This window comes from Streptomyces sp. NPDC058880 (assembly GCF_042742535.1).
Lineage (GTDB): Bacteria > Actinomycetota > Actinomycetes > Streptomycetales > Streptomycetaceae > Streptomyces.
The window spans coordinates 28,062-52,568 of record NZ_JBHYMC010000050.1 but is presented as its reverse complement, the minus strand read 5'-3'; the positions used below and the strand labels follow the sequence as shown (position 1 = coordinate 52,568).

13 protein-coding genes, 1 tRNA gene and 1 rRNA gene are annotated in these 24,507 nt (G+C 71.9%); 11 read left to right on the top strand and 4 right to left on the bottom strand.

Features of this window, described 5'->3' with window-relative positions:
• Both rrf and ACFW2G_RS24550 read left to right on the top strand, forming a co-directional pair.
• A 5S ribosomal RNA gene (gene rrf, locus ACFW2G_RS24555) occupies positions 1-93 on the top strand; the annotation flags it as partial.
• A gap of 5 nt (positions 94-98) precedes the next feature.
• Positions 99-171 (top strand) — tRNA-Thr (locus ACFW2G_RS24550).
• 166 nt (positions 172-337) lie between these two features.
• On the opposite strand, the gene ACFW2G_RS24545 is transcribed toward ACFW2G_RS24550, so the two are convergent.
• Positions 338-2,923, bottom strand: a complete 2,586-nt coding sequence (locus tag ACFW2G_RS24545) for a SpoIIE family protein phosphatase (RefSeq protein WP_384453836.1) — start codon at positions 2,921-2,923, stop codon at positions 338-340.
• A 168-nt stretch (positions 2,924-3,091) separates the two neighbouring features.
• Between ACFW2G_RS24545 and ACFW2G_RS24540 the strand changes: the two genes are divergently transcribed.
• From ACFW2G_RS24540 to ACFW2G_RS24505, 8 genes are all read left to right on the top strand, one after another.
• Positions 3,092-8,608 (top strand): HAMP domain-containing protein, encoded by a 5,517-nt coding sequence (locus tag ACFW2G_RS24540; protein WP_384681049.1) that lies wholly within the window; start codon positions 3,092-3,094, stop codon positions 8,606-8,608.
• A gap of 273 nt (positions 8,609-8,881) precedes the next feature.
• Positions 8,882-9,565, top strand: a complete 684-nt coding sequence (locus tag ACFW2G_RS24535) for a two-component system response regulator (protein WP_384453845.1) — start codon at positions 8,882-8,884, stop codon at positions 9,563-9,565.
• A gap of 114 nt (positions 9,566-9,679) precedes the next feature.
• Complete coding sequence (locus ACFW2G_RS24530) at positions 9,680-12,460, top strand: DNA translocase FtsK (protein ID WP_384453848.1); 2,781 nt, start codon at positions 9,680-9,682, stop codon at positions 12,458-12,460.
• 218 nt (positions 12,461-12,678) lie between these two features.
• A complete protein-coding gene (locus tag ACFW2G_RS24525; protein ID WP_384453851.1) occupies positions 12,679-13,575 on the top strand; it encodes a helix-turn-helix domain-containing protein in 897 nt (298 codons plus the stop codon).
• Positions 13,576-13,701: 126 nt separating this feature from the next.
• Entirely contained in the window at positions 13,702-15,207 is a 1,506-nt protein-coding gene (gene rimO, locus ACFW2G_RS24520) for a 30S ribosomal protein S12 methylthiotransferase RimO (protein WP_052031344.1), read from the top strand.
• Positions 15,204-15,860 (top strand): CDP-diacylglycerol--glycerol-3-phosphate 3-phosphatidyltransferase, encoded by a 657-nt coding sequence (pgsA, locus tag ACFW2G_RS24515; RefSeq protein WP_030029316.1) that lies wholly within the window; start codon positions 15,204-15,206, stop codon positions 15,858-15,860. Before rimO ends, pgsA begins: the two co-directional genes overlap by 4 nt.
• Positions 15,861-15,883: 23 nt before the next feature.
• Positions 15,884-16,423, top strand: coding sequence for a CinA family protein (locus ACFW2G_RS24510; RefSeq protein WP_384453855.1), 540 nt, complete (start codon positions 15,884-15,886; stop codon positions 16,421-16,423).
• Positions 16,424-16,532: 109 nt separating this feature from the next.
• Positions 16,533-16,910 carry a helix-turn-helix domain-containing protein gene (locus tag ACFW2G_RS24505; protein ID WP_037929886.1) on the top strand — a complete coding sequence of 126 codons (378 nt, stop codon included), beginning with the start codon at positions 16,533-16,535 and terminating at the stop codon, positions 16,908-16,910.
• Between the two features lie 407 nt (positions 16,911-17,317).
• Here the strand turns inward: ACFW2G_RS24505 and ACFW2G_RS24500 are convergent, their stop codons facing one another.
• Together ACFW2G_RS24500 and ACFW2G_RS24495 are read right to left on the bottom strand one after the other, a co-directional pair.
• The gene (locus tag ACFW2G_RS24500) at positions 17,318-18,097 is read right to left on the bottom strand and encodes an SDR family NAD(P)-dependent oxidoreductase (RefSeq protein WP_236647862.1); all 780 of its coding nucleotides are present in this window, start codon (positions 18,095-18,097) and stop codon (positions 17,318-17,320) included.
• A 32-nt stretch (positions 18,098-18,129) separates the two neighbouring features.
• Positions 18,130-18,966 carry an Fpg/Nei family DNA glycosylase gene (locus ACFW2G_RS24495; protein ID WP_384453862.1) on the bottom strand — a complete coding sequence of 279 codons (837 nt, stop codon included), beginning with the start codon at positions 18,964-18,966 and terminating at the stop codon, positions 18,130-18,132.
• 185 nt (positions 18,967-19,151) lie between these two features.
• Here ACFW2G_RS24495 and ACFW2G_RS24490 point away from each other — a divergent pair, with 185 nt between their 5' ends.
• Positions 19,152-19,859 (top strand): NADPH-dependent F420 reductase, encoded by a 708-nt coding sequence (locus ACFW2G_RS24490; protein ID WP_384584675.1) that lies wholly within the window; start codon positions 19,152-19,154, stop codon positions 19,857-19,859.
• Here the strand turns inward: ACFW2G_RS24490 and ACFW2G_RS24485 are convergent, their stop codons facing one another.
• Positions 19,860-24,449 carry an ATP-dependent helicase gene (locus ACFW2G_RS24485; protein WP_384584672.1) on the bottom strand — a complete coding sequence of 1,530 codons (4,590 nt, stop codon included), beginning with the start codon at positions 24,447-24,449 and terminating at the stop codon, positions 19,860-19,862.
• Positions 24,450-24,507 lie beyond the last annotated feature (58 nt).

Below are 24,507 nucleotides of genomic sequence, written 5' to 3'. Positions count from 1 at the left end.
ACGCCCGGTTACATTCCGAACCCGGAAGCTAAGCCTTTCAGCGCCGATGGTACTGCAGGGGGGACCCTGTGGGAGAGTAGGACGCCGCCGAACAACCCGCCCTTTTAGCTCAGTCGGTAGAGCGTCTCCATGGTAAGGAGAAGGTCAACGGTTCGATTCCGTTAAAGGGCTCACAACAGAAAGGCCCCCGCCATCAGGCGGGGGCCTTTTTGCGTTAGTGGCTCCGTAGCAGGCCTCATGACGGCCTCCGGTGTGCGGATCGCGTCGAGGAACACGTACGAGGAAGCCGGCACAGGCACCGAGGCCAATGCCGTGACCGTCGACGCACGCACCGCGGTCAGTCGCCGGCCCGGGGGTGGGGTACGCGGAAGGCCAGGATCGCCATGTCGTCCGAGGCGGGCTCGGCCGCGAAGCGCTCCACCGCGCGCAGGACACGCGAAGCCACCGCACCCGCGGTCAGGCCCGTGCAGGTCGTGAGGACCTCCGTGAGACCGTCATCGCCGAGCATGCGGCTGCCCTCGCGCCGCTCGGTCACGCCGTCCGTGACACACAGCAGGACGTCGCCCGGATCGAGGGTGACGGTCTGCTCGTACAGGTCCAGGTCCTCGATCACACCCAGCAGGGGCTGAGGCTCCGCGGCCGCGTCGACCTCGCCGTTCGGGCGCAGGCGCAGCGGGAGCGGATGGCCCGCGCAGACGACCTTCATGAGGGCGCCGCCGTCCGGCTGCGGATGGAGCTCGCCGTAGAGGAGGGTGAGGAAGCGGCTGCGCGCCCCCTCGTCGAGGATGGCCGCGTTCAGGCGTTCCAGGACGGCGGGGCCGCCGAGGCCCTCACGGGCCAGGAGGCGCAGGGCGTGCCGGGCCAGGCCGGTCACTGCGGCAGCCTCCGGGCCGGTGCCGCAGACGTCGCCGATGGCGAACCCGTAGGCGCCGTCGCGGATCGGGAAGACGTCGTAGAAGTCGCCGCCCACCTCGTTGCCCTCGCCGGCCGCGCGGTAGATGACCTCGACCTCCATGCCGGGGATGGCGGGGGAGCCGGGCGGCAGCAGGCTGCGCTGCAGGGACCGGCTGATCGCTGTCCGCTCGGAGTAGAGGCGGGCGTTGTCCAGGGCGAGGGCGGCCCGGCGGGAGAGGTCCTCGGCGAGTTCGAGGATCTCCTGGCGGAAGTGCTCCTCCCGCGGCTTGCCGAGGGTGAGCATCCCGATGACGCGGTTGCGGGCGAGGAGAGGCAGGACCACCGTCTCGCCGCCGACCGCAAGGGCGGTCTCGGGCCACGGGCGGGCGCCGGCCTCGCGGACCGGTTCGGGCGGACTGACCCGGGACAGCAGGGCCTTCAGGCCGTCGATGCGGTCCTCGTCCTCGTGGAGGACATAACTGAGGTAGGGGTCCGAGGACTGGTCCGCGATGGTGTAGACGGCGCACCACGTGGCGAGCGTCGGGACGGTCATCTGAGCCATGAGGGCCAGGGTCTGGTCCCGGTCCAGGGTGCCGGCCAGCAGGTCGGAGGCCTCGACGAGGAAGGACAGGGAGCCGCGGCGCAGCCGCTCCAGTTCGCCGAGGCGGGCGGACTCCACCGCCAGGGCGATGCGGTCGGCGGCGAACTGGAGGTGGAGCGCCTCCTCGTTCGAGTAGCGGCCGGGGCTCTCGGCGGCCACGCCCAGGGAGCCGGTCAGTCGCCCCTCGACCTTGAGGGGGACGGTGACCGCGGAGCGCATGCCGGTGGACTCCAGGAGCGGAACCGCTCCGGGCACGGCGACGAGGTCGTCGTGGACGGCAGGCATCCGGGCAGAGCCGTAGCGGTTGGTGCCGGCCTCGACCGGGACGCGGGCGAAGCGCTGGCGAGTGGACGGCAGACCGGTGGTGGCCCGGACCTCCAGCTCTGTCTCGTCGTCGGTGGCGAGGAGCAGGAAGGCGGAGTCGGCGTCGAGGAGGTCGCGGGCCCGCTCGACCGTGCGCTGCAGCAGGCTGTCGAGGTCGTCGGGGGCGGGTGAGCCGATGAAGACCTCGAAGGGGTCGGTGGCACGGGGCTCGGCGAAGTGGCCGCCGTCGGTGGAAGGCGTCCGTACGGGGCTCTGGAGCAGGGCCCGCTCGTCGTCGTGGACGAGGAGGCAGACGGTGGAGGGTTCGCCGTGCGCGTCCCGGACGCGCAGGTGCGAGGCGTAGACCGGGATGACGCGGCCGTCAGCTCCCCGGACGCCGTAGCTGCCCTCCCAGCGGGACAGGCGCAGCGCCTCGGCGATGCCGGTTCCGGTGCCCGGGGTTTGCGGCCACGCGGCGAGCTCGGCGAGCGGGCGGCCGACCGCCTTCTCGGCGGCGTGCCCGAAGATGTGCTCGGCGTCCTCGTTCCAGGCGGAGACGGTATCGGCCGAGTCGACCTGGAGGACGGCGACGCGGACCCGGCTGTCGGCGAGCGGAAGCAGCCGGTCGGGGACGACGGGCCCGGCGGAGCGCGTACCGACCGGCCGGTCCGGCAGGTCGAGGCGGAACCACACGTGCTTGTGGGTGGCGGTGTACTCGACGCCCCAGCGGGTGGCCAGTGCGGCGCACAGCATCAGCCCGCGGCCGTTCTCACGGTCCGGGTCGGCGTACGGGCGCTCGCCGGGGTGCCGCAGCGGCAGCTCGCGCTCCGGGTAGCGGTCGGCGACCTCGACCCGGACACCGTCCTCGGTGCGCAGGCACAGGACCTCGGCCCTGGTTCCGGCGTGGACCACGGCATTGGTGACGAGCTCGCTGGTGAGGACCACCGCGTCGTCGACGATGTCCGCGAACCCCCAGCCCTGCAGGGTGTCGCGGACGAACGCGCGAGCGGCGGCGACCGAGCGCCCGAGAGGATCGAAGCTGGCAGCCGCCCGTGCCGTGATCACGAATCTCCTTCGACGCGGTTGGACATCGGTTGCCAGGTTACTTACCTTCGCGGACGGCATGGTGCCGTCGTCCGGGAATCCACTCGCAGGGTACGACCGGTGTGCGATGGTGCCGAAGTGTTATGGCCGGGTTCGGACAGGGTGAAACACTGGGCAGGCTTGCAGAGCCGGCTCGTGATGAGTCAGGTGTCCGGTTGAACGGCGGTCGACCCTTTCGGGAGGGACACGGTGGAGTCTGGCGCGGTGGTGCGGCGTACGGGGACGCGGCCGAAGGGCGGGCGGTCCCGGCGCGGCGGCACGACAGAAGTCGATACCGCCGCTCTGAACCGGCTGCTCACGGCCCTGGTGTCGATGCGGGACGGAAACTTCCGCAAGCGGTTGACGGTGTCGGGCGACGGGGTGATGGCGGAGATCGCCGCCGTCTACAACGAGGTCGCCGACCGCAATCTCCACCTGACCGGGGAGCTGTCCCGGGTCCGGCGGATGGTGGGCCGTGAGGGGAAGCTGAGCGAACGGCTGGAAACGGGTGCCTGCGAGGGCTCCTGGGCGGCCGCGATCGACGCCTCCAACCAGCTGGTGGACGATCTGGCCCGGCCGGTGTCCGAGGTGGGACGGGTGCTGTCGGCGGTTGCCGAGGGTGACCTGGACCAGCGGATGGACCTGCGAACCCAGGCCGCCGAGGGGGCGGGGCATCCGCTGCGCGGGGAGTTCCTGAAGGTCGGGCGCACCGTCAACAACCTGGTCGACCAGTTGTCGGCGTTCACCGACGAGGTGACGCGCGTGGCGCTGGAGGTGGGCACCGAGGGCAAGCTCGGCGGTCAGGCCCAGGTGCGCGGAATGTCCGGTTCCTGGAAGGATCTGACCGACTCCGTCAACACGATGGCGTACCGGCTCACCGCGCAGGTGCGTGACATCGCCCTCGTCACGACGGCGGTCGCCAAGGGCGACCTGTCGCGCAAGGTCACGGTGCACGTGGCCGGTGAGATGCTCCAGCTGAAGAACACCGTGAACACCATGGTGGATCAGCTGTCGTCCTTCTCGTCCGAGGTGACCAGGGTCGCCCGCGAGGTGGGCACGGAGGGCGAGCTGGGCGGCCAGGCGAAGGTGCCCGGGGTCGCCGGCGTGTGGAAGGATCTGACCGACTCCGTCAACACGATGGCCGGGAACCTGACGGCCCAGGTGCGCGGGATCGCCCAGGTGACGACGGCGGTCGCCAACGGCGACCTGTCGCAGAAGGTGCGGGTCAGCGCGCGCGGCGAGGTCGCGCAGCTGGCCGAAACGATCAACCAGATGACGGAGACGCTGCGCACCTTCGCGGACGAGGTGACGCGGGTGGCCAGCGAGGTCGGTGCCAAGGGCCTGCTGGGCGGTCAGGCGCAGGTGCCGGGTGCGGCGGGGACCTGGAAGGACCTCACCGACTCGGTGAACACGGTCTTCCGCAACCTCACCACCCAGGTGCGGGACATCGCGCAGGTGACCACGGCGGTGGCGAACGGCGATCTGTCCCAGAAGGTCACGGTCGATGTCGCCGGCGAGATGCTGGAGCTGAAGAACACCGTCAACACGATGGTCGACCAGCTCCAGTCCTTCGGCGCGGAAGTGACCCGGGTGGCCCGTGAGATCGGCGTCGAGGGCGAGCTGGGCGGTCAGGCGCAGGTGCCGGGTGCGGCGGGGACCTGGAAGGACCTCACCGACTCGGTGAACACCGCCTTCCGCAACCTCACCGGGCAGGTCCGCAACATCGCGCAGGTGACCACGGCGGTGGCGAACGGCGACCTGTCCCAGAAGGTCACGGTGGACGTCTCCGGCGAGATGCTCCAGCTGAAGAACACCGTCAACACGATGGTGGACCAGCTCTCCTCGTTCGCGGACCAGGTCACGCGGATGGCGCGGGACGTGGGCACGGAGGGCCGGCTCGGCGGTCAGGCCAGGGTCGAGGGGGTCTCGGGCACCTGGAAGGAGCTCACGGACTCCGTCAACTTCATGGCCGGCAACCTCACCTCGCAGGTGCGCCAGATCGCGCAGGTGACCACGGCGGTGGCGCGGGGCGACCTGTCGCAGAAGATCGACGTGGACGCCCGGGGCGAGATCCTGGAGCTGAAGAACACCATCAACACGATGGTCGACCAGCTCTCCGCCTTCGCCGAGCAGGTGACGCGGGTGGCCCGGGACGTGGGTACGGAAGGCCGCCTGGGTGGTCAGGCGCAGGTGCCCGGCGTGGCCGGTGTCTGGCGCGACCTGACGGACTCGGTGAACGGCATGGCCGGGAACCTGACCTCGCAGGTGCGCAACATCGCCCAGGTCGCCACGGCGGTGGCGCGGGGCGACCTGTCGCAGAAGATCGACGTGGACGCCCGGGGCGAGATCCTGGAGCTGAAGAACACCCTCAACACGATGGTCGACCAGCTCTCGAACTTCGCCGAGCAGGTGACCCGGGTGGCCCGGGAGGTGGGCACCGAGGGCATCCTCGGCGGTCAGGCCGAGGTCAAGGGTGTCTCCGGCACCTGGAAGGACCTCACCCAGTCCGTCAACTTCATGGCGAACAACCTGACCTCGCAGGTGCGCAACATCGCCGAGGTGACGACGGCGGTCGCGATGGGCGACCTCTCCAAGAAGATCACCGTCGATGCCAAGGGCGAGATCCTCGAACTCGTCACGACCGTCAACACGATGGTCGACCAGCTGTCGTCCTTCGCGGAGCAGGTGACGCGGGTGGCCCGGGAGGTGGGTACCGAGGGCATCCTGGGCGGCCAGGCCCGGGTCCGGGGGGTCACCGGCATCTGGAAGGACCTCAGCGATAACGTCAACACGATGGCCGGGAACCTGACGGCCCAGGTGCGCGGGATCGCCCAGGTCTCGGCGGCCGTCGCCAACGGCGACCTGACGAAGAAGGTGACGGTCGAGGCGCGCGGCGAGGTCGCGCAGCTCGCCGACACCGTCAACACGATGGTGAAGACCCTGTCGTCGTTCGCCGACGAGGTGACCCGGGTGGCCCGGGAGGTGGGTACGGAGGGCCGCCTCGGCGGTCAGGCGCACGTGCCGGGTGTCTCCGGCACGTGGAAGGACCTCACCGACTCGGTGAACTTCATGGCGTCCAACCTCACCGGCCAGGTGCGGCAGATCGCGATGGTCACGACCGCCATCGCCAAGGGCGACATGACCAAGAAGATCGACATCGACGCCCGGGGCGAGATCCTGGAGCTCAAGACCACCATCAACACGATGGTCGACCAGTTGTCCTCCTTCGCGGAGCAGGTGACGCGGGTCGCCCGCGAGGTGGGTACCGAGGGCATCCTGGGCGGCCAGGCCCGGGTCCGGGACGTCGACGGGACCTGGCGGGACCTGACCGAGTCCGTGAACGAGATGGCCGGCAACCTCACCCGCCAGGTGCGCGCGATCGCGGCCGTGGCGACCGCGGTGACCCGCGGGGACCTCAGCCTGAAGGTCGACGTCGATGCGGCGGGGGAGATCCAGGCCCTCCAGGACAACATCAACACGATGATCGTCAACCTGCGGGACACCACCCTGGCCAACAAGGAGCAGGACTGGCTCAAGGGCAACCTGGCCCGCATCTCCGCACTGATGCAGGGCCGCCGGGACCTGGACGACGTCGCCTCGCTGATCATGAGCGAGCTGACGCCCGTGGTCTCCGCACAGCACGGGGCCTTCTTCCTGGTGGTGCCGGCCGGCGGTGCCACCGAGATCGGTGCGGACGGGGGCGCGAACGGGGCGTACGAGCTGCGGATGCGCGGGAGCTACGCCTACGCGGGCGGACAGATGCCCCTCTCCTTCCGGCCGGGGGAGGGACTGATCGGGGCGGTCGCCGAGGAGAAGCGGACGATCCTGGTCGAGAACACTCCGCCGGGCTACCTGAAGATCTCCTCGGGTCTCGGCGAGGCCCCGCCGGCGCACGTGATCGTGCTGCCGGTGCTGTTCGAGGGGAAGGTGCTCGGCGTCATCGAGCTGGCGTCCTTCACGCCCTTCACGCAGATCCAGAAGGACTTCCTCAGCCAGATCGCCGAGATGATCGGTACGAGCGTCAACACCATCAGCGTCAACTCCAAGACGGAGATGCTGCTGAAGCAGTCGCAGGAGATGACCGAGCAGCTGCGCGAGCGTTCCGACGAGCTGGAGAACCGGCAGAAGGCGCTGCAGGCCGCCAACGCGGAGCTGGAGGAGAAGGCCGAACTGCTGGCGCAGCAGAACCGGGACATCGAGGTGAAGAACACCGAGATCGAGGAGGCCCGGCAGGTCCTGGAGGAGCGCGCCGAGCAGCTGGCGGTCTCGATGCGCTACAAGTCCGAGTTCCTGGCGAACATGTCGCACGAGCTGCGCACGCCCCTGAACTCGCTGCTGATCCTGGCCAAGCTGCTCGCCGACAACGCGGACGAGAACCTGTCGCCGAAGCAGGTGGAATTCGCCGAGACCATCCACGGCGCGGGCTCGGACCTGCTCCAGCTGATCAACGACATCCTCGACCTGTCGAAGGTCGAGGCCGGGAAGATGGACGTCTCGCCGACCCGGATCGCGCTGGTCCAGCTCGTGGACTACGTGGAGGCGACCTTCCGGCCGCTGACGGCGGAGAAGGGTCTCGACTTCTCGGTACGGGTCTCCCCGGAGCTCCCCGCGACCCTGCACACCGACGAGCAGCGGCTGCTCCAGGTGCTGCGCAACCTGCTGTCGAACGCGGTGAAGTTCACCGACACCGGTGCGGTGGAGCTGGTGATCCGGCCCGCCGGGGCCGATGTGCCCGCCGAGATCCGTGAGCAGCTGCTGGAGGCTGGTTCGCTGCGGGAGGCGGACGGGGACCTGATCGCCTTCTCGGTCACCGACACCGGCATCGGGATCGCGGCCGGCAAGATGCTGGTGATCTTCGAAGCCTTCAAGCAGGCGGACGGGACCACGAGCCGCAAGTACGGCGGCACCGGGCTCGGGCTGTCCATCAGCCGCGAGATCGCCCGGCTGCTGGGTGGGGAGATCCATGCGGCGAGCGAGCCGGGCCGCGGCTCCACCTTCACGCTGTACCTTCCGCTGCACCCGAGCGAGCTGCCGCCGCAGGGCTACGCGCCGCCCACGCCGGGGGGAGCTCGCGGCGAGCTGTACCGGCGGTCCCTCGACGGGGCGCGGCCCGGGCTGCCGGCCGCGCCCGCGGACGCACCGGCGGCGCAGCCTCAGCCGGTGCCGCCCGCTCCGGCGGAGGCCGCGGCGGGGCAGGGCGGTGGGGCTGCGCTGTTCCGCCGCCGCCGCAAGGCGCTGGGCGGCCCGGAGCCGCGTACGGCGGTGCCGGGGCAGCCGAACGCGGCGGGCGCCGAGGGCGGCTGGGACGCTGCGCAGGAGGAGCTTCCGGCGGTGGCGCGGACGTACGACTTCCGCAGTGAGCGGGTGCTCATCGTGGACGACGACGTCCGCAACGTCTTCGCGCTCACCAGCGTGCTGGAGCAGCACGGGCTGGTGGTGCTGTACGCGGAGAACGGGCGGGAGGGCATCGAGGTGCTGGAGCAGCACGACGACGTGAAGGTCGTGCTGATGGACATCATGATGCCCGAGATGGACGGGTACGCCACGACCTCGGCGATCCGGCGGATGCCGCAGTTCGCCGGCCTGCCGATCATCGCGCTGACGGCCAAGGCGATGAAGGGGGACCGGGAGAAGGCGATCGACTCGGGTGCTTCCGACTACGTCACCAAGCCGGTCGACCCCGACTACCTGCTGTCCGTCATGGAGCAGTGGATGCGGGGCAAGTGACCGGAGGGAAGCGGAACCGCGGCGGCGACCGACCTGCTGCCGCCGCGGTGGTGTGGGAGAGCGGCGAACGGGGAACCTTCTGCTCTCCCACAGCGTTTCCGCTTCGTGCACAGTGACATCTTGGTGACAGGGTGTGGCGATCTCGGGACTGGGGCTACGATGACCGGCACAAGGACGGACGGCGCACGGGTGTCGTCCTCTGGGGCGGGGCCCGGCGCACAGGCCGGTGCCAGGAGCCGGGGAGGCCCCATGCCGGGGCGAGGAGGACAGGGCATGGTGCAGAAGGCCAAGATCCTCCTGGTCGACGACCGGCCGGAGAATCTGCTGGCGCTGGAGGCCATCCTCTCCGCGCTCGATCAGACACTGGTCCGGGCGTCGTCGGGGGAGGAGGCGCTCAAAGCGCTACTCACGGACGATTTCGCGGTCATCCTGCTGGATGTCCAGATGCCCGGTATGGACGGATTCGAGACGGCCGCGCACATCAAGCGGCGGGAGCGGACCCGGGACATCCCGATCATCTTCCTCACCGCGATCAACCACGGTCCGCACCACACCTTCCGTGGTTACGCGGCGGGCGCGGTCGACTACATCTCCAAGCCGTTCGACCCGTGGGTGCTGCGGGCGAAGGTCTCCGTGTTCGTGGAGCTCTACACGAAGAACTGCCAACTGCGGGAGCAAGCGGCCCTGCTGAGGCTCCAGCTGGAAGGCAGCAGCTCCAACGGCGTGGACGCAGGCAAGGAGGCGGCGGGCCTGCTGGCCGAGCTCTCCGCACGGCTCGCGGCGGTCGAGGAGCAGGCCGAAGCGCTGAGCAAGCAACTCGGCGAGGATGCGGCCGATGCCGGGGTCGTGGCGACCGCGGCCCATCTGGAACGCAAACTCACCGGACTGCGCCGGGCACTCGACGCGCTGGAGCCCGGCAGCGCCGGAGGGGCTCCGGCGCTGCCCTCGCAGAACTGACCGTGCTCGCGTCCGGCCTGGCGGGCCGTCAAAGTGCCCACCCGGACGACGACACGATCGGGTGAAGGGGTGGGCACGCGTGTCCACCGGCGCGCGCACCGGTAACCTCGGCCCATGGCCTCACGTACGTCCGGCAAGGGTTCCCCGAGCACCGCGGGCACCGCGAAGGGCCGCACCGGCCGTACGACGGCGCCCGCGAAGAAGGCCGCCCCGGCACGCAAGCCCCCGGCGAAGAAGGCCGCGGCCGCACGGCGCGCCCCGGCGAAGAAGGCCGCGGCCAAGCCCGTGCCGTCTCCGACGAGCGGCGTGCTGCGACTGGTGCGGGCCCTGTGGCTGGGGTGCGCCCACGCGGTCGGCGCGGTCTTCCGCGGGCTCGGCCAGGGAGCCAGGAACCTCGACCCCGCCCACCGCAAGGACGGGGTGGCGCTGCTCCTCCTCGCGCTCGCCCTGATCGTCGCCGCCGGTACCTGGTCGAACCTGAGCGGTCCCGTCGGAGACCTGGTGACCATGCTGATCACCGGGCTCTTCGGGCGGCTGGACCTGCTCGTGCCGATGCTGCTCGGCGTCATGGCGGTGCGTTTCATCCGCCACCCCGACCAGGCCGACGCCAACGGCCGGATCGGCATCGGGCTGTCCGCCCTCGTGGTCGGTGTCCTGGGCCTGGTCCACATCGCCTGCGGGGCACCCGGCCGCGACGAGGGCACCACCGCCATGCAGAACGCCGGCGGGCTCATCGGCTGGGCCGCCTCCAAGCCACTGATCTTCACCATGGGTGCCCCGCTGGCCGTGCCCATGCTGGTGCTGCTGACGGTCTTCGGGCTGCTCGTGGTCACCGCGACCCCGGTCAACGCGATCCCGCAGCGGCTGCGCCGGCTCGGCATCCGGCTCGGGATCGTCGCGCCGAACGAGTACGACGAGGGCTACGGGGAGGCCGCGGGCGGGCCCGCCGCCCGGCACGACCCCGAGCAGTGGCGGGCCCGCTCGGGGGCGCCCGAGGGTTCCGGCGACCCCGCGGACGCCGCCGAGGAGGAGGCGCTGGCCCGGCGGCGCCGGCCGCGCAAGGCCGCCGCACGTCCGGCGATCGACCGGGAGATGGACGCCGTCGACGTGGCCGCGGCCGCCGCCGCGGCACTGGATGGAGCGGTCTACGGCGGCATGCCGCCCTCCCCGCTCGTCGCCGACCTCACGCACGGGATCACCGCCGAGCGGGAGGGCGTGGAGGTCACCGCCCCGGTGCCGACCGCCCGCGGCGGGCTCTCCGCCGGGACCGCCGCACCGTCGGCCGCGCCCGAGAGTGCCGAGCAGCCGCACGCCACCACCGCCGCGGCCTCCGGAACGCTGGCGGTGCCCGACCTGACCAAGGCCCCGCCGGAGGCCCAGCCGCTGCCGCCCCGCGCCGAGCAGCTCCAGCTGCGCGGGGACATCACCTACTCCCTGCCCTCGCTGGACCTGCTGGAGAAGGGCGGTCCGGGCAAGACCCGCAGCGCCGCCAACGACGCCGTGGTGGCCTCCCTGCGCAACGTCTTCACCGAGTTCAAGGTGGACGCCGACGTCACCGGCTTCACCCGGGGCCCGACGGTCACCCGCTACGAGGTCACCCTCGGCGCGGCCGTCAAGGTCGAGCGGATCACCGCGCTGACCAAGAACATCGCCTACGCCGTGGCCAGCCCCGACGTGCGCATCATCAGTCCGATCCCGGGCAAGTCCGCGGTCGGCATCGAGATTCCCAACACCGACCGTGAGATGGTCAACCTGGGCGACGTACTGCGCCTCGCGGACGCGGCCGAGGACGACCACCCGATGCTGGTCGCGCTCGGCAAGGACGTCGAGGGTGGCTACGTCATGGCCAACCTCGCCAAGATGCCCCACGTACTGGTCGCCGGTGCGACGGGCTCCGGCAAGTCCTCCTGCATCAACTGCTTGATCACCTCGATCATGGTCCGGGCCACCCCGGAGGACGTCCGGATGGTCCTCGTCGACCCCAAGCGGGTCGAGCTGACGGCGTACGAGGGCATCCCGCACCTGATCACGCCGATCATCACCAACCCCAAGCGGGCTGCCGAGGCACTTCAGTGGGTCGTGCGCGAGATGGACCTGCGCTATGACGACCTGGCCGCCTTCGGCTACCGGCACATCGACGACTTCAACCAGGCCATCCGGGACGGGAAGATCAAGCTCCCGCCAGGCAGCGAGCGCGAGCTCAGCCCCTACCCGTACCTGCTGGTGATCGTCGACGAGCTGGCCGACCTGATGATGGTGGCCCCGCGCGACGTCGAGGACTCGATCGTCCGCATCACCCAGCTGGCCCGCGCCGCCGGCATCCACCTGGTGCTGGCCACCCAGCGGCCCTCGGTCGACGTGGTCACGGGACTGATCAAGGCGAATGTGCCCTCGCGCCTCGCCTTCGCGACCTCCTCGCTGGCCGACAGCCGGGTCATCCTCGACCAGCCCGGTGCCGAGAAGCTCATCGGCAAGGGGGACGGGTTGTTCCTGCCGATGGGGGCGAACAAGCCCGTCCGCCTCCAGGGCGCCTTCGTCACCGAGGAGGAGATCGCCGGGATCGTCACGCACTGCAAGGACCAGATGGCGCCCGTCTTCCGAGACGACGTCACCGTGGGGCAGAAGCAGAAGAAGGAGATCGACGAGGAGATCGGCGACGACCTGGACCTGTTGTGCCAGGCGGCGGAGCTCGTCGTCACCACGCAGTTCGGCTCCACCTCGATGCTCCAGCGCAAGCTGCGGGTGGGCTTCGCGAAGGCCGGTCGGCTCATGGACCTCATGGAGTCGCGGGGCATCGTCGGGCCGAGCGAGGGTTCGAAGGCGCGTGACGTCCTGCTGAAGGCCGACGACCTGGACGGCGTGCTCGCGGTCATCCGGGGCGAGACGGATTCGTAGTGAAATCGCGGGCAACCGTTTCCCCTGGGCCCGCGTCAAGTTGAACGGAGGGGCGGCTGCGCGCACGACTCGCGTACGGTGTCGGGCCGCCACGCCGAAGGGGACCTCCCGTCGCCATTCGTATGGCGTAGGAAGGGCACCCTCCGGTTGCTCCACCCTTTCGTCACCCCCCTAGACTGGACATCCAGCAGGTGGCTACACGCTCGAAAGGCGCCCTTGTGTCCATCGGCAACTCCAACTCCCCCGAAGAAGAGCGGCCTTCGACCGACGACCGGTCCGAGGACCGTCTCGTCGAACGTTCCGTCGAAGAGCCGTCCATCGGGTCGGCCCTCAAGAAGGCCCGGATCGCCGCCGGGCTCACAGTCGACGACGTCAGTTCCCTCACCCGCGTGCGCATCCCGATCGTGCACGCGATCGAAGAGGACGACTTCACGCGGTGCGGCGGCGACGTCTACGCCCGCGGCCACATCCGTACGCTCGCCCGCGCCGTCCACCTCGACCCGGCACCGCTGGTCGACAGCTACGACGCGGCCCACGGCGGCCGGCCGGCACCCACGCCCGCCGCGCCGATGTTCGAGGCGGAGCGGATCCGCCCCGAGCGCCAGCGGCCCAATTGGACCGCGGCCATGGTCGCGGCCATCGTCGCCGTGATCGGCTTCGTGGGCTTCACCGCCTTCAGCGGCGGAGGCGAGAAGGAAAAGCGCCCGGTGGCGGAAGGATCCGCCTCCCCCAAGCCCGCACCCAAGCAGACCGGCGGCAAGCCGGCCGCGCTGCCCTCCCAGGCTCCGTCGGCCGCCCAGCCGGACCCCTCCGACAGCGCCATCGCCGCCGCGCCCAAGGACCTCGTCACGGTCGTCCTGACGGCCGACACGGGCGAGAGCTGGATTTCCGCGAAGGACTCCACGGGCCGGCTCCTCTTCGACGGCACCCTCGTCCGGGGCGAGTCGAAGACCTTCACGGACAAGGAGTCCGTCGACCTCGTGCTCGGCGACGCCGGGGCCGTGAAGCTCTTCGTGAACGGCAAGGAGATCAAGGACGACTTCCAGCGAGGCCAGGTGGAACGCCTCACCTACACCAAGGAAGACCCCTCCCAGGGCCAGCCGCAGGCGGGCTGACCGAGGCGCCGCCCCAGGGCGGCGGGCGAGGACCGAGATCCCCGGGGCGCTCCGCGCACCCCGGGGATCTTGATGTGCGGGGACGCGCGGCGGGGGCCGGCGCCGGGACGAAGTAGTCTTGAGTCCATGCCCGAACGCCGTACCGTCGCCCTTGTCACTCTTGGCTGCGCCCGTAACGAGGTGGACTCGGAGGAGCTCGCAGGCCGCTTGGCGGCGGATGGCTGGGAGCTCGTCGAGGACGCCGCCGAAGCGGACGTAGCCGTCGTCAACACCTGTGGCTTCGTCGAAGCCGCCAAGAAGGACTCCGTAGACGCCCTGCTGGAAGCCAACGATCTCAAGGATCACGGCAAGACCCAGGCCGTCGTCGCGGTCGGCTGCATGGCCGAGCGCTACGGCAAGGAGCTCGCCGAGGCCCTTCCCGAGGCCGACGGGGTCCTCGGCTTCGACGACTACGCCGACATCTCCAACCGCCTCCAGGTCATCCTCAGCGGGGGCAGTGTCGAAGCCCACACCCCGCGCGACCGCCGCCAGCTGCTGCCGATCAGCCCCGCCGCGCGCCAGGCCGCCGACGTCGCCCTCCCCGGGCACGCCCAGGCGCCCGCCGAGGAGCCCGCCGAGGCCCCCGCGGACCTGCCCGAGGGTGTCGCTCCCGCCTCCGGCCCGCGCGCCCCGCTGCGCCGCCGCCTGGGCAAGAGCCCGGTGGCCTCGGTCAAGCTGGCCTCCGGCTGTGACCGGCGCTGCTCCTTCTGTGCCATCCCGTCCTTCCGCGGGTCCTTCATCTCCCGCCGCCCCGGCGACGTGCTGGGCGAGACCCGCTGGCTCGCCGAGCAGGGCGTCAAGGAGATCATGCTGGTCTCCGAGAACAACACCTCGTACGGCAAGGACCTCGGCGACATCCGGCTGCTGGAGACCCTGCTGCCCGAGCTCGCCGCCGTCGACGGGATCGAGCGCGTCCGGGTCAGCTACCTGCAGCCCGCCGAGATGCGCCCGGGCCTGATCGACGTGCTGACCTCGACCCCCAAGGTCGCGCCGTACTTCGACCTGTCCTTCCAGCACTCGGCCCCCGACGTGCTGCGCGCGATGCGCCGCTTCGGTGACACCGACCGCTTCCTGGAGCTGCTCGACACCATCCGCTCCAAGGCTCCGCAGGCCGGCGTCCGATCCAACTTCATCGTCGGCTTCCCCGGCGAGACGGAAGCCGACTTCGCCGAGCTGGAGCGTTTCCTCACCCACGCCCGCCTCGATGCGATCGGCGTCTTCGGCTACTCCGACGAGGACGGCACCGAGGCCGTCACCTACGAGAACAAGCTGGACGAGGACACGATCGCCGAGCGCCTGGCGCACATGCAGCGGCTCGCCGAGGAGCTCACCGCCCAGCGTGCGGAGGAGCGGATCGGCGAGACCCTGGAAGTGCTCGTGGAGACGGTCGTCCCGTTCGACGAGGCGGAGGACGGCGAGGGCGCCTACGGGCGCGCCGCGCACCAGGCCCCCGAAACCGACGGCCAGGTCGTCTTCACGGACGGCACGGGCCTGGTTCCCGGGCGTATCGTCACGGCGAAGGTGGTCGGCAGCCTGGGAGTGGACCTCGTGGCCGAGCCCCTGGACCTGGACTTCGAGGAGGCGGCCGGATGACCGGTGTCCCGGCATCTGCGGCGGGCGGGACCGGCCGCCGGCCGGTCCCCGGCGCGAAGCTGGGGGCTGCGGCGGTCGATCAGGCCAGCCTGTGGAACATCGCCAACATCCTGACGATGATCCGGCTCGTGCTGGTGCCGGGATTCGTCCTGCTGCTGCTCGCCGACGGCGGCTACGACCCGGCGTGGCGGGCCTGGGCCTGGGCGGCGTTCGCCGTCGCGATGATCACGGACATCTTCGACGGGCACCTGGCCCGTACGTACAACCTGGTCACGGACTTCGGCAAGATCGCCGACCCCATCGCCGACAAGGCGATCATGGGGTCGGCGCTGATCTGCCTCTCCTGGCTGGGCGACCTCCCATGGTGGGTGACCGGGGTGATCCTCGGACGGGAGCTCGGGATTACGCTGCTGCGCTTCTGGGTCATCCGGTACGGGGTCATTCCGGCCAGCCGCGGCGGCAAGCTGAAGACGCTGGCCCAGGGCACTGCCGTGGGCATGTACGTCCTCGCACTGACCGGCGCGCTGGCGACGATGCGCTTCTGGGTGATGGCGATCGCGGTCGTGCTGACCGTCGTCACCGGATTGGACTACATCCGCCAGGCGATCGTGCTCCGTCGCCAGGGTCTCGCTGCGGAGCGGGCCGCGCGGTGACCGACGGGGCGGGGGATGCTCCCGTGGCGCAGGGGCGCGCGGGAGCGAGCGGGGGGCGCACGGCCGCTGCGTACGCGCTCCAGCTCCTCGCGGAGAGTGACCAGACGGTCGCCGTCGCGGAATCCCTGACCGGTGGGGTGGTCGCGGCCGAGTTCACGGCCGTCCCGGGCGCCTCCCGGTCCTTCCGCGGTTCGGTCACGGCGTACGCCACGGAGATCAAGCACCGGGTCCTGGGCGTGGACGCGGCCCTACTGGCGGCCGAGGGCGCGGTGAACGCCCAGGTGGCTGCCGAGATGGCGGCCGGTGTGCGCCGGGTGATGGGCGCGTCATGGGGGATCGCGACGACCGGAGTGGCCGGCCCCGAGCCGCAGGACGGGCAGCCGGTGGGCACGGTTTTCGTCGCCGTGGACGGTCCGGGGAGCAGGAAAACGGTCCGTCTGAGGTTGAACGGCTCCCGGGCGGAAATCCGTAGGGAGAGTGCACAGACAGTGCTCGAGCTTCTCTCGGACGAACTCCGTGAGAATGCGCGGGGGCAGGATACGGAACAGAACGGGGGGATTTGATGTTTGCAGCCCTGAGTGAACACGACATCGCTCCCCGCACGGCCGCGGCGCGAGGCGGTACGGTGGGGCGTGAAGGATGCGGCTACACGGTCAGAGGAGGGAGCCACCGATGATTCTGCTCCGTCGCCTGCTGGGTGACGTGCTGCGTCGGCAGCGCCAGCGCCAGGGCCGTACTCTGCGCGAAGTCTCCTCGTCGGCCCGAGTTTCGCTCGGCTATCTCTCCGAGGTGGAGCGGGGGCAGAAGGAGGCATCCTCCGAGCTGCTCTCCGCGATCTGCGACGCGTTGGACGTACGGATGTCCGAGCTGATGCGCGAAGTGAGTGACGAGCTGTCGCTCGCCGAGCTGGCACAGTCGACCGCGGCAAGCGAACCGGTCACCGTACCGGTCCGCCCGATGCTCAATTCGGTCTCGATGGCTTCGGTCGCGGGTCCGGAGCGGGTGACCATCAAGGCGCCTGCGGAAGCGGTGAATGTAGTAGCCGCCTGAGCGAGCACGTGCGTGTTCGAGCTTGGCCGGAGCCCCGGCCGGTGCGTGGAGCACCGGCCGGGGCTCCTGGCCGTTCTGGGTGCGGGAGCAATGGGGGTGCGAGACCATGGGGCCGTCCGGGTCCCGGCCCCTGGAGGTGGCAGTGCGGACGTCACTGCGTCGGATACCCGCCGTGTCGCGCGTCCCCGTCCTGGCGGCCCTGGCGCTGACGGCGGGGGCTCTGTGGTGGTGGGCCGTGCTGCGGCTGGTCCTGACACCCGGTGCGTCGGGGGCCGTGGAGGGCGCGGTGGCGGTCGGCGGCTGGGGGCTCGGCCTGTTGCCGGTGCACTGTGTTCCGGCGCCGCTGCGCCGGGCCCGGCGCAGCGACGGCCGGGATGGTGGCGACGCAGCCGCGGAGGCCGGCCCGGCTACCACGGCATCGATACTCCGCCGTTCGGACGCAGGATCTGGCCCGTGACGAAAGACGAGGCCTCCGAGGCCAGGTAGAGCACCGCCCGGGCGATGTCCTCCGGCTCGCCGACCCGGCGCAGCGGGGACATGCGGATCATGGCTGCCTCGGTCTGTTCCTGAACCCCGGGGCCGTGGCGGCCGGTCATCGGGGTGCGGATCCAGCCGGGGGCGACGGCGTTGACCCGTATGCCGTGCGGGCCGGCCTCGGTGGCGAGGGTCCGGGTGAGCTGGACCACCGCGGCCTTGGCGGCGCTGTAGCAGAGCAGGCCGGGCTGGGCGGCGTCCACGGCACCGGAGGCCATGGTGACGATCGATCCCGGGCGGCCCGCCGCGATCATGGAACGGGCGGCCTCCTGGCAGGTGCGCAGGACTCCCTTGAAGTTGACCTCCAGGACTCGGTCGAGGTCCTCGTCGGCCGTCTCCAGGACGCTGCTGGTGTGCATGATCCCGGCGATGGCGGCGGCGATGTCGAGCGGGCCCGCCGCGCTGACGGCCGCCCGGAGCGAAGCCCGGTCGGTGACGTCGAGCGGGTGGGCGGTGGCCCGGCCGCCGGCCTCGGTGATCAGGGCGGCGGTCCCGCCCAGCCCCTGGGCGTCACGGTCCGCGCAGTGCACATGGGCGCCGGCCGCGGCGAGCAGGACGGCGGTGGCGCGGCCGATGCCGCTGGCGGCTCCGGTGACCAGCGCGGTGCGGCCGGTGAGGTCGTACGGGGCGGTGGGCACGGGCGGTGTGGGCATGGGGGGACGGTACGACCGCATCTGATGGGGCGTCAATCATCGTGCTCCATCGGCCGGCCAGGACCGGGTGCCGCGCCGGGAGCGGGCCCCGGCTGGCAGCGGGGGCACCAGTAGGTGGGACGGCCGTCCTGGGGGGCCTCGCGGACGGGAGTGCCACAGCGCAGGCAGGGCCGGTGGGCGCGGCCGTAGACGAAGAGATCCTGGCCGGGGCGGCGGATGCCGGTGGTGTTGCGGTGTCCGGGCCGGTCGCCGGTGTTCGCCGCCAGGAGCCGGTGGGCGGCGGCGGCGATTCGGGGCAGCTTGGCCTCGGGAAGCTCGCCGACCGGGGTCCAGGGGGTGACCTGGGCCAGGAAGCAGAGCTCGGCCTTGTAGATGTTGCCGATCCCGGCGAGGTTGCGCTGGTCGAGGAGGGCTTCGCCGAGCGGGCGCTCCGGGGCGGCCAGGAGGTTGGCGGCAGCACGGCCGGGATCCCAGTCCGGCCCGAGGATGTCGGGGCCCAGGTGGCCCACGGCACGGTCCTCCTCGGCGGTGCGGATCAGCTCCAGGACGGGGAGGCGGTAGCCCACGGCCGTGTGCCCGGCCGTGCCGAGGACGCAGCGGATCTCGTGGGCGGGGCCGCCGCGCCACGTCTCGCCGGCGGCGAAGACGTGCCAGGCACCGTCCATGCGGAGGTGGCTGTGCAGGGTGAGCCCGCCTTCGAAGCGGGTGAGGAGGTGCTTGCCGCGCGGGGTGACGTCGAGAGTGACGCGGCCGGTGAGGTCCGCCGTGGCGAAGCGGGGGACGCGCAGGTCGCTCCGGGTCAGCTCACGGCCTGCCAGGACCGCGTGCAAGCGGGTCGCCGCGCGCCGGATGCTGTCGCCTTCGGGCATGCACCCATTGTCCCCCGGGCGGGCCGCCGACCCGGGGCCCGGGCCGGCGCCCGGCGGTCCCTCGGCCACCCCGGCGATGCGCTCCCACCGGTTCCGGCCGTGTCGGCGGGTTCTGCAGGCTTTCCCGGTCGCGGTGGTCAGGCTCCTTCCCGGGGGACGACACCACCCAGAAACGGAGCAACACGATGAAGATCGCAGTCCTCGGAACCGGCGCGGGCGGGCGCGCGCACGCCGCCAAGCTGCTCGGCCTCGGGCACGAGGTGTACGTCGGCACCCGCGACTCCCAGGTGACCTTGGGCCGCACCGAGCCCGACTTCATGGGTGTCGAACCCTTCGGCCAGTGGCTCGCCGACTACCCCGGCATCGAGCTGCGCACCTTCGGCGACGCCGCCGCGGCCGCCGACTTCGTCATCAACGGGATCGACGGGGCCAGCTCCGTCGGAGTGCTCACCGGCATCGCGGAGCACCTGGCGGGCAAGACCCTGATGGACTACGCCGTCCCGTTCGTCTACAACCCCGAGCAGGCCCACCCCTGGCCCACCCCCTGGGGGGTGATGCCCGCCCTGGATCCGGTCGACCACGACAGCCTGGGAGAGCGGATCCAGCGCGCGCTGCCGAAGACCCAGGTGGTCAAGGCGGGCGTCACCCATGAGCAGGAGACCGTCGTGGATCCGCGGGCCGTGGCGGGCGGCGACCACACCATGTTCATCGCGGGCGAGAACCCCGAGGCAAAGGCGGAGGTCACCAGCCTGCTGCGGTCCTATGGCTGGCAGGACGTCCTCGACCTCGGTCCGATGGTGAGCTCCCGAGGCATGGAAATGTACGCCCACATGCACAGCGCCATCCAGTTCGCGCTCGGCGGGGCCCGCTTCGGCGTCAAGGTGATGCGCTGATCACTGCCGTAGGCGCAGTCCCCGGGGTGTGGCGTGGAACCCGGCCGCTTCGAGCGGAGGCCCGAGCGGCGAGGTGAGCGCGGCCGCGGTGTTGATCCGCTCCACCGTCAGCGCCGGCAGGGTGCCCGCACGGCAGCCGGCGGCGAGGACGGCGACCGCCGCGGTCAGCCGCGGATCCTCCGGGCCGGCCCAGGCCAGCAGGGTCCTGCCGCCCCGCTCCAGGTAGAGCGTGAGCTCCCCGTCCACCAGAACCACCAGGGAGCCCGCCTTGCGGCCCGGCTTGTGGGTCGCGCCCGCCGGGGGCTCGGGCCACGGTAGGGCCGCGCCGTAGGCGTTGGCCGGGTCGGCGGCGGCCAGCACCACCGCCGCCAGCGGGGGAGGGGTCCGCTCGGCGGCCCGGAGCCGGTCGACCGCGCCGTCCATCGCGAACTGGGCCGCGCCCAGTCCCTCGACCACATAGCCCCGACGGGCCTGGCCGCTGTCCTCGAAGGCCGACAGCACGCGGTAGACCGCGCTGAAGCCCCCCTCCACGCCCTCCGCCGCCACCGCGCCCCGGGTCACCACCCCGTGCCGGTCCAGCAGGGTGCGGGCCAGGGCGTGGGCGCGGTGGGTCGGGTCGGGCGCGGGGGACGGCAGCAGCGACCAGCGCCCGGAGACCGTGGGAGGGCCGGTGCGGGACACCGTCGCGCTCAGCGTGCCGTACCGGCCGCGCGGCACCGTGCGCCGCGCCCGGTGGGCGGTGGAGCCCGCCGTGCGACCCGACCCGAGCAGCGAGCGCAGCGGGGCGAGGGTGTCGTTGGTGAGCCGGCCCGACCAGGCCAGGTCCCACACCGCCTCCGACAGCGCGATGTCCGACACCTCGGGAAACTCGGCGCGTACCGCCTGCGAGATCTGCCGGAAGAACAGACCGTACCCGCCGGAGAGGGCCGTCAGGACCGCCTGCTGGAGGGGGCTCGGGTCCAGTGGGTGTGGCGGCGGTAGGAGCAGCGGTGCGGCGTCCGCCAGGTAGAGCGACACCCAGCCATCCTTGCCCGGGAGAGCTCCCGCTCCCGCCCAGACCACCTCGCCGGTGGTGGTCAGCTCGTCCAACAGGGCGGGGGAGTAGCCGGTCACCCGGGACGGCAGGATCAGCCGCTCCAGTGCGGAGGCCGGCACCGGGGCGCCCTGGAGCTGCTCGACCGCCCGGGCCAGGCCGTCGAGGCCGCGCAGCGCTCCCCCCAGATGCTGCCACTGAGGCAGGAAGGTGGCCAGCGACGCCGGAGGGACCGGTTCCAGCTCCTGGCGGAGCGCGGCGAGCGAGCGGCGGCGGAGCCTGCGCAGCACCGTCGCGTCGCACCACTCCCGGCCGATGCCCGCCGGATGGAACTCACCCTGCACCACCCGCCCCGCAGCCGCGAGACGGTTCAGGGCACCCTCGGTCACCGCCGCGCCCAGACCGAACGCGGAGGCCGCGGCGGCCGTGGTGAACGGCCCGTGGGTGCGGGCGTACCGGGCCAGGAGGTCTCCCAGCGGGTCCTTGACCGGCTCGGTGAACGCCTCCGGGACACCGACCGGCAGCGCGGTGCCCAGGGCGTCTCGCAGCCGGCCCGCGTCCTCGACCGCCGCCCAGTGGTCCGCGCCGCCGATCCGCACCCGGATGGCGCGGCGGGCCGCGGCGAGCTCCTGCGCCCAGGCAGGCTCCGCCCCGCGCGCCGCCAGCTGGTCCTGCGTCAGCGGGCCGAGCAGACGCAGCAGGTCGGCCACCGACTCGGCGTCCTTGGCCCGCCGGTCCTCGGTGAGCCACTGGAGCTCGCGCTCCAGCTCCTCCAGCACCTGCGCGTCGAGGAGCTCGCGCAGCTCCGCCTGCCCGAGCAGTTCGGCCAGCAGCCGCGAGTCCAGCGACAGCGCGGCCGCCCTGCGTTCGGCCAGTGGGGAGTCGCCCTCGTAGAGGAACTGGGCCACGTAGCCGAAGAGGAGGGAGCGGGCGAAGGGGGACGGTTCCGGGGTGGTGACCTCGACCAGCCGGATCCGGCGCGCTTCGATGTCGCCCATCAGCTCGGTCAGGCCGGGGACGTCGAAGACGTCCTGGAGGCATTCGCGTACGGCTTCCAGCACGATCGGGAAGGAACCGAACTCCGAGGCCACCTGGAGCAGTTGCGAAGCGCGCTGACGCTGCTGCCACAGTGGGGTGCGACGGCCGGGACTGCGGCGCGGCAGCAGCAGGGCGCGGGCCGCGCACTCGCGGAACCGGGAGGCGAACAGCGCCGATCCGCCCACCTGGTCGGTGACGATCTGGTGGACGTCACCGTGGTCGAAGGCGACGTCGGCCGCGCCCAGCGGCGCCTGCTCGTCGTCGAACTCGAAGGCGGGCGGGCCCGCGGGGTCGTGGTCCAGCAGATCCATGGACAGCAGGTCCGCGTCCGGCAGGCGGAGCACGATGCCGTCGTCGGCGTGCATGACCTGCGCGTCCATGCCGTACTTCTCGGCCAGGCGGGCACTCAGCGCCAGCGCCCACGGGGCGTGCACCTGCGCGCCGAACGGCGAATGGATCACGACCCGCCAGTCGCCCAGCTCGTCGCGGAACCGCTCCACCACGATCGTCCGGTCGTCGGGGACGTGGCCGCAGGCCGCGCGCTGCTCGGCGAGGTACGCCAGCACGTTCTCCGCGGCCCAGGCGTCCAGGCCGGCCGCCACCAGCCGCAGCCGGGCGTCTTCCGCGCCGAGGGCGCCGAGCTCGCGCAGGAACGCGCCCACCGCGCGGCCCAGTTCCAGCGGGCGGCCCAGCTGGTCCCCCTTCCAGAACGGCAGCCTGCCCGGCACCCCGGGGGCGGGCGTCACCAGGACCCGGTCGCGGGTGATGTCCTCGATCCGCCAGGAGGTGGTGCCCAGCGTGAAGACGTCTCCGACACGGGACTCGTAGACCATCTCCTCGTCGAGCTCGCCGACCCGCCCGCCGCCCTTCTTGGGGTCCGAGCCGGCCAGGAAGACCCCGAAGAGCCCGCGGTCGGGGATGGTGCCGCCGGAGGTGACCGCCAGGCGCTGGGCTCCCGGTCGGCCGGTGACGGTCCCCGCCACCCGGTCCCAGACCACGCGCGGCCTCAGCTCGGCGAACGCGTCCGACGGATAGCGGCCGGCCAGCATGTCGAGCACCGCCGTGAACGCCGATTCCGGAAGCGCCGCGAACGGCGCCGCCCGACGGACCAGCGCGAGGAGGTCGTCCAGCTGCCAGGTGTCCATCGCGACCATGGCGACCAGCTGCTGCGCCAGCACGTCGAGGGGGTTGGAGGGGATGCGCAGGGACTCGATCGCCCCGGTCCGCATCCGCTCGGTGACCACCGCCGCCTGGACCAGGTCGCCCCGGTACTTGGGGAAGACCACCCCGGTGGAGACCGCGCCCACCTGGTGCCCGGCCCGGCCCACCCGCTGGAGCCCGGACGCCACCGAGGGCGGGGACTCCACCTGCACCACCAGGTCCACCGCACCCATGTCGATGCCCAGCTCCAGGCTGGAGGTGGCGACCACGGCCGGCAGCCGGCCCGCCTTCAGGTCCTCCTCGACCAGCGCCCGTTGTTCCTTGGACACCGAGCCGTGGTGAGCCCGGGCCAGCAGCGGCGGGGCACCCAGGGCCGCACCCGACTGGGCCATGACCTCGGCCGGCGAGGAGTGCTCGGGCAGCTTCTCGCCGACGGCCCGTTCGTACGCGATCTCGTTGAGCCGGTTGCACAGCCGCTCGGCGAGGCGGCGGGAGTTGGCGAACACGATCGTCGACCGGTGCGCCTGCACCAGGTCCGCGATCCGCTCCTCCACATGGGGCCAGATTGACGGCGCGTCCCCGCTCTCCCGGCCCTCCGACGCGGGGGAGCCGCCCAACTCGCCCATGTCCTGGACCGGTACGACCACCGACAGGTCGAACTCCTTCGCCGACGGCGGCTGGACGATCTCCACCGTGCCGCGCGGCGCGAGGTAACGGGCCACCTCGTCCACCGGGCGGACCGTCGCCGACAGCCCGATCCGGCGCGCCGGGCGGGGCAGCAGCTCGTCCAGCCGCTCCAGGGACACCGCGAGGTGCGCGCCGCGTTTGGTCCCGGCGACGGCGTGCACCTCGTCCACGATGACCGTCTCGATCCCGGTCAGCGCCTCGCGCGCCGCCGAGGTCAGCATCAGGAACAGCGACTCCGGCGTGGTGATGAGGATGTCCGGCGGCCGCGTGGCCAGCGCCCGCCGCTCCGCCGCCGGGGTGTCCCCCGAGCGGATCCCCACCCGGATGTCCGGCTCCGGCAGCCCGAGGCGCACTGACTCCTGCCGGATCCCGGTCAGCGGGCTGCGCAGATTCCGCTCGACGTCGACCGCGAGGGCCTTCAGGGGCGACACGTACAGCACCCGGCAGCGCTTCTTCGAGTCGGCGGGGGGCGGGGTCGAGGCGAGCCGGTCCAAGGCGGCGAGGAACGCGGCCAGGGTCTTCCCCGAGCCGGTGGGCGCCACCACCAGCACATCCGAGCCCGCCCCGATCGCCCGCCAGGCGCCCTCCTGCGCACCGGTGGGCTCGACGAAGGCGCCCGTGAACCACGAGCGGGTCGCGGGGGAGAACGAGTCGAGCGCAGCGCCTGCCATGCCCCCATCGTGCACCCGGCCACTGACAACGCCCCGGACCTGGGCAAACACGCGCCGG

Excerpts from the sequence above, each read along its gene's own strand:
- ACFW2G_RS24500 (WP_236647862.1), bottom strand. The coding sequence starts at position 18,097 with ATGCCCACACCGCCCGTGCCCACCGCCCCGTACGACCTCACCGGCCGC.
- rimO (WP_052031344.1), top strand. The coding sequence starts at position 13,702 with ATGCCCGAACGCCGTACCGTCGCCCTTGTCACTCTTGGCTGCGCCCGT.
- ACFW2G_RS24535 (WP_384453845.1), top strand. The coding sequence starts at position 8,882 with ATGGTGCAGAAGGCCAAGATCCTCCTGGTCGACGACCGGCCGGAGAAT.
- ACFW2G_RS24495 (WP_384453862.1), bottom strand. The coding sequence starts at position 18,966 with ATGCCCGAAGGCGACAGCATCCGGCGCGCGGCGACCCGCTTGCACGCG.
- ACFW2G_RS24490 (WP_384584675.1), top strand. The coding sequence starts at position 19,152 with ATGAAGATCGCAGTCCTCGGAACCGGCGCGGGCGGGCGCGCGCACGCC.
- pgsA (WP_030029316.1), top strand. The coding sequence starts at position 15,204 with ATGACCGGTGTCCCGGCATCTGCGGCGGGCGGGACCGGCCGCCGGCCG.
- ACFW2G_RS24545 (WP_384453836.1), bottom strand. The coding sequence starts at position 2,923 with ATGCCGTCCGCGAAGGTAAGTAACCTGGCAACCGATGTCCAACCGCGT.
- ACFW2G_RS24505 (WP_037929886.1), top strand. The coding sequence starts at position 16,533 with ATGATTCTGCTCCGTCGCCTGCTGGGTGACGTGCTGCGTCGGCAGCGC.
- ACFW2G_RS24485 (WP_384584672.1), bottom strand. The coding sequence starts at position 24,449 with ATGGCAGGCGCTGCGCTCGACTCGTTCTCCCCCGCGACCCGCTCGTGG.
- ACFW2G_RS24530 (WP_384453848.1), top strand. The coding sequence starts at position 9,680 with ATGGCCTCACGTACGTCCGGCAAGGGTTCCCCGAGCACCGCGGGCACC.